This is a genomic window from Sporomusa acidovorans, assembly GCF_900101845.1.
In the GTDB taxonomy this organism is placed as follows: Bacteria; Bacillota; Negativicutes; order Sporomusales; family Sporomusaceae; genus Sporomusa; species Sporomusa acidovorans.
Genome location: NZ_FNAM01000106.1, coordinates 1 through 3,923, shown reverse-complemented (window position 1 = coordinate 3,923; position 3,923 = coordinate 1). Strand labels below are relative to the sequence as shown.

The following is a 3,923-nucleotide window of genomic DNA, read 5'->3' as shown; positions in this document are numbered from 1 at the left end:
CTACGTCCGGAAAGGATAAACGCTGAAAGCATCTAAGCGTGAAACCAGCCTTAAGATGAGGTCTGTGATTCGTAAGAAGTAAGGCCCCTTATAGATGATAAGGTAGATAGGCCAGATGTGGAAGTGGAGTAATCCATGGAGCTGACTGGTACTAATAGGCCGAGCACTTGACTTAACTTGTTCGCATAAATGCGAACGGCGTAAAACTAATTGTGTTGAGAACGGGTGAAAAATGAGGTTACTCACTAACGCTCGTAACTAAGCGACTTACTCAGGTTCTAGCGTCGCTGACGCTCCTAATAACCTGGTTCGCTGCTTATGGCTCATTGCTTATCTTCTGTGAAGTTTTTAGAGAACAGACTCCTAAGAAATGTTCATCTAATAGGATATCCAGTAACGTTAGCTAGCGGGTTCCACCTGTTTCCATACCGAACACAGTAGTTAAGCCGCTAAACGCCGAAGGTACTTGATTGGAAACGATCTGGGAGATTAGGAAGTTGCTGGTTTAAAAGGCACTCATGGAAATGAGTGCCTTTTTTGTTTGGGTATATCCAGTATGGCGTCATCTTAGTGATTTATAAGCAATATAAAATAGGCCCTTGGGGTTGCACATGAGCAATCCCAAGGACCTATTCTCTTTGTGTGGAAATTTGAAGACTAGGATATTTGGGAAAATTGTGTACTGTGAGGTTGGTCCGAGCATGAATCAGGGCAATAAGAGGGCACGTTTATGTGTGGATTGCTCGCCTCGTCGAAGAAATTAGCAATATATGGCCTACAATGATGTGGCGGTAGAGAATGATATGCCCGTGCAAGTTTCACGCCTGAAATCTTTACATCTAGAGCTAATACTATCTCTCTTGGGTTAGTAAGTTGCGGGTATTGGGCAATAATATCACATTTCAAACAACCATTCATACCTGTTCGTGCACGAGAATAGGCAAATGTTTGGTCAAAAGGCAATTTGAAGAATACAAAATTTACCGGCTGGGTTTCAGCGCGGACGGATGCCACATATTCTGTAAAAATATTGATATAGCCGGTAATATGTATTTGTTTAGTTGAAACTATACATTGCTCAATTACCGGCGTTGATGTGACGCGCAGCAAAAATTCAATATCAGCTTTATCATCAGGGATTGATAAGGTGCTGTTGACGGTAAACTGGGGAATTCTTTTGTGTTTCTTATGAGACATAACGCTACCTCCTAATCTTAATGTTGTACGGTAATATATCCGGGCGATACATAACATTTTTTCTTAGAATCGTAATACAATGCTTTAGGAGCTTACTATTCGGTACATTTACTACTAGTATATGGTTTTAATTTAAATATGTTCCTCCAATAACAAAAATAAGGCTGTATAAGTATGATTAGTTATAATTTATGTCAATTTAAATGCTTGTTAAATACGAGATTTTCTGACATCAACACCTTTATGTAACTGTGTTTGGGAACTATCACAGAGTATGTAACATATAATGCAATAGATGATAAAAGTACATCTGAAGAACCTTTACAACGAAACCATTCAATTTCGAGGAGGAATATACATGGATGGCAGCTTGGTAACCGTTGCTGGACTCTGTGATTTAAGAGGAATCAATTTTACAAAAGGCGTAGATAATTTTTGGACTCAAATCTCGATCCAGGAGAATTTAAATATTCCTGAAATAAAACCAGAGATCGAGCAAATCACAGGGGTAAATGTGGCAGTAAGGATTATTAGAAAAAAGGTAATTATAACACCTGGTACAGACTCGTGTCCAAATTTTGAAGGCAAATTACTTACAGGGCGGAAACTAATTGTTGAAGGAGAGCTTTGTCAGACGATCTCCTATATTGCCGCTCGCAGTGAACAACCTGTGCACTCAGCTCGTTTTGTCATCCCATTTTCCGCCTTTATCGTCATTCCCAAGACGGTGCGGGTATGGTTCAAAGACGAAGACCAAGACCAAGAGGTAGATTCATTGCATATTACTTTCCAGATTAATACCTGCTTAGAAGATGTGTTCGTCAAAAAAGTCACCTCAAGAGAGATATTTGATAATGTAATGTTACTACTGCAGGCTGTACCGCTGACAGTTAATGTTTGTCATGATGAGCAGTTAAACAATATGTGCAAAAAGGAGGAATGACTATGCGGTATTACGATAGAGATCCTGCAAAAGAGAATACTGCTATAGAGTACGTGGATTCTAGAGTTATGGGTAAGTTTGAACGTCCAATGGAGCCTGAGTGTAAAGATAGAAGTCAACTTCTGACTATTAACGGTATCTGCCCCTCGGAAAAGCTGGAAGATTTTTTGGATGATGGTCGTATTCGGCGTTGGACTGAACTGGTGGTTCCGGAAGTGTTATGTATTCCATCAGTTAAACCAGATATTGAGCAACTGATCAGCATTTCTGCTGCTGTAGAACTTATCTGTGAGCGGGTAATCAGCACACCATTCAAAACAACTAACTCCAAGTTGTTTCCTCCAATTTTTAATCAGGAAGGTACCGCAATAACTGGGAAAAAACTAGTGTTAGAAGGAGTTCTGAGTCAAAAAATTGTATATTCTGCTGCCCAGACGCAAAGTGTGCATGCTGTACATTTCGATACGCCGTTCTCAGCGTTTATTGTCCTCGATCCACAGGATCCTCTCACAAGAAAATTTAAGGTAGATGTCTGTATCGAGGATATTTTTGTTACAGATATTACCCAGCGGACAATATTTAAGAATGTTACATTGGTCATTAGGGCGTTGCCCCTCTTACGTTAACAAGAACAAGGAGGTTTACACGGATGAAAGTATGTCAATGCTTTGGGCAGAGCGCCGTTGAGATAATAGGCTTGTGTGATCCGGCCGAAGTGATTATATTTGTGGAGCGGCAGGATAAAGATGATTGTATGGAGGTAGGAGCCTGGACGCAAATATCTGTTCCGGAATTATTTAGACTACCTTGTGACAAACCTGATATCGGAACGATTGATAAAGTGTTTGCTGAAGTAAAAATTATTTCAACTAGAATTGTAAATACACCAGTAGGGCCTTGCCCCACTAAAGAAAATATTGAAGGCACCAGGTTAACTGGAAAAAAACTGGTAGTTGAAGGCCTTGTAAACCAAAAGCTCGTTTATACTGCAGCCAGAGCGGATCAGCCGGTTTTTACTGTGCATTTTGACGCTAAGTTTTCGGCATTTATTGTTTTGGCAGCGCATGACGATCATAAAGAGTTTTGCGTAGAGGCCTGTATTGAAGACGTATTTGCAATACCATTTAATCCAAGAGAAGTATTTAAAAATATAACGCTGTTTTTGCAGGTAAAACCATTTAGTGATAACGATGATGGTCGTGTCTATTTTGAATGAACATATAATTGAATAAGTATATAAGAAGTAAAAAGAGGTCTCCCAAAAGCCAATTAGCTTTTTAGGAGACCTCTTTGCAATGCGTTTAACCTTCGTATTTATATGCGAATGCCACGCCGTTGCCATTTCCAATCCTAGTGTACGGCTGAATAGTGGTTGGTGCATGATAACCATCAGGGAGAACAGGATCTCTACCCGGTTTTTTACAATAACCGCTATTATATGATTTGTAGTTATATTTGTAAGAGGGCGACTCATAATCGTAGTTATGATTTGACTTGCAGATCTGGTTGTGAGAAGGAGGATTATAATCGGTGCTGTGATGAGGTTTGCAGTCTTCATTGTGCTGAAGCTGGCAGTTGTCATCATGGTGATTCGGCTTGCAGTCATAGACGTAAGCAGGATAATTATAATCGTCATGGTAATGAGACTTGCAGTCGTCATTGTGATGAGGCTTGCAGTCATCATTATGATGAGGCTTGCAGTCATCATTATGATGAGGCTTGCAGCCGTCATTATGATTCGGCTTGCAGTCATAGACGTAAGCAGGATAATTATAATCGTCAT

5 protein-coding genes and 2 rRNA genes are annotated in these 3,923 nt (G+C 40.0%); 6 read left to right on the top strand and 1 reads right to left on the bottom strand.

Translation table 11 applies throughout. The annotated features are described in order from the left end of the window. Positions 1-175 (top strand): 23S ribosomal RNA (locus BLR65_RS28640); the annotation flags it as partial. Between the two features lie 214 nt (positions 176-389). Then, positions 390-506 (top strand): 5S ribosomal RNA (gene rrf / locus BLR65_RS28635). Positions 507-657: 151 nt separating this feature from the next. Here rrf and BLR65_RS28630 read toward each other — a convergent pair. Continuing rightward, positions 658-1,197: a DUF3794 domain-containing protein gene (locus BLR65_RS28630; protein WP_169717030.1), complete on the bottom strand. Its 540-nt coding sequence runs from the start codon at positions 1,195-1,197 to the stop codon at positions 658-660. A 358-nt stretch (positions 1,198-1,555) separates the two neighbouring features. On the opposite strand from BLR65_RS28630, the gene BLR65_RS28625 reads away from it, so the two are divergent. The 4 genes from BLR65_RS28625 to BLR65_RS28610 form a co-directional block, all read left to right on the top strand. Continuing rightward, complete coding sequence (locus BLR65_RS28625; protein ID WP_169717031.1) at positions 1,556-2,140, top strand: DUF3794 domain-containing protein; 585 nt, start codon at positions 1,556-1,558, stop codon at positions 2,138-2,140. A 2-nt stretch (positions 2,141-2,142) separates the two neighbouring features. After that, a complete protein-coding gene (locus BLR65_RS28620; protein WP_169717032.1) occupies positions 2,143-2,766 on the top strand; it encodes a DUF3794 domain-containing protein in 624 nt (207 codons plus the stop codon). A gap of 23 nt (positions 2,767-2,789) precedes the next feature. After that, positions 2,790-3,356 (top strand): DUF3794 domain-containing protein, encoded by a 567-nt coding sequence (locus tag BLR65_RS28615; protein ID WP_093798221.1) that lies wholly within the window; start codon positions 2,790-2,792, stop codon positions 3,354-3,356. A 292-nt stretch (positions 3,357-3,648) separates the two neighbouring features. Then, positions 3,649-3,923: hypothetical protein (locus BLR65_RS28610; RefSeq protein WP_143122707.1), on the top strand; the 275-nt coding region annotated here is incomplete at its 3' end.

Bases quoted from the DNA above. Each gene is read 5' to 3' on its own strand.
- BLR65_RS28630 (WP_169717030.1), bottom strand. From the start codon at position 1,197: ATGTCTCATAAGAAACACAAAAGAATTCCCCAGTTTACCGTCAACAGC.
- BLR65_RS28625 (WP_169717031.1), top strand. From the start codon at position 1,556: ATGGATGGCAGCTTGGTAACCGTTGCTGGACTCTGTGATTTAAGAGGA.
- BLR65_RS28620 (WP_169717032.1), top strand. From the start codon at position 2,143: ATGCGGTATTACGATAGAGATCCTGCAAAAGAGAATACTGCTATAGAG.
- BLR65_RS28615 (WP_093798221.1), top strand. From the start codon at position 2,790: ATGAAAGTATGTCAATGCTTTGGGCAGAGCGCCGTTGAGATAATAGGC.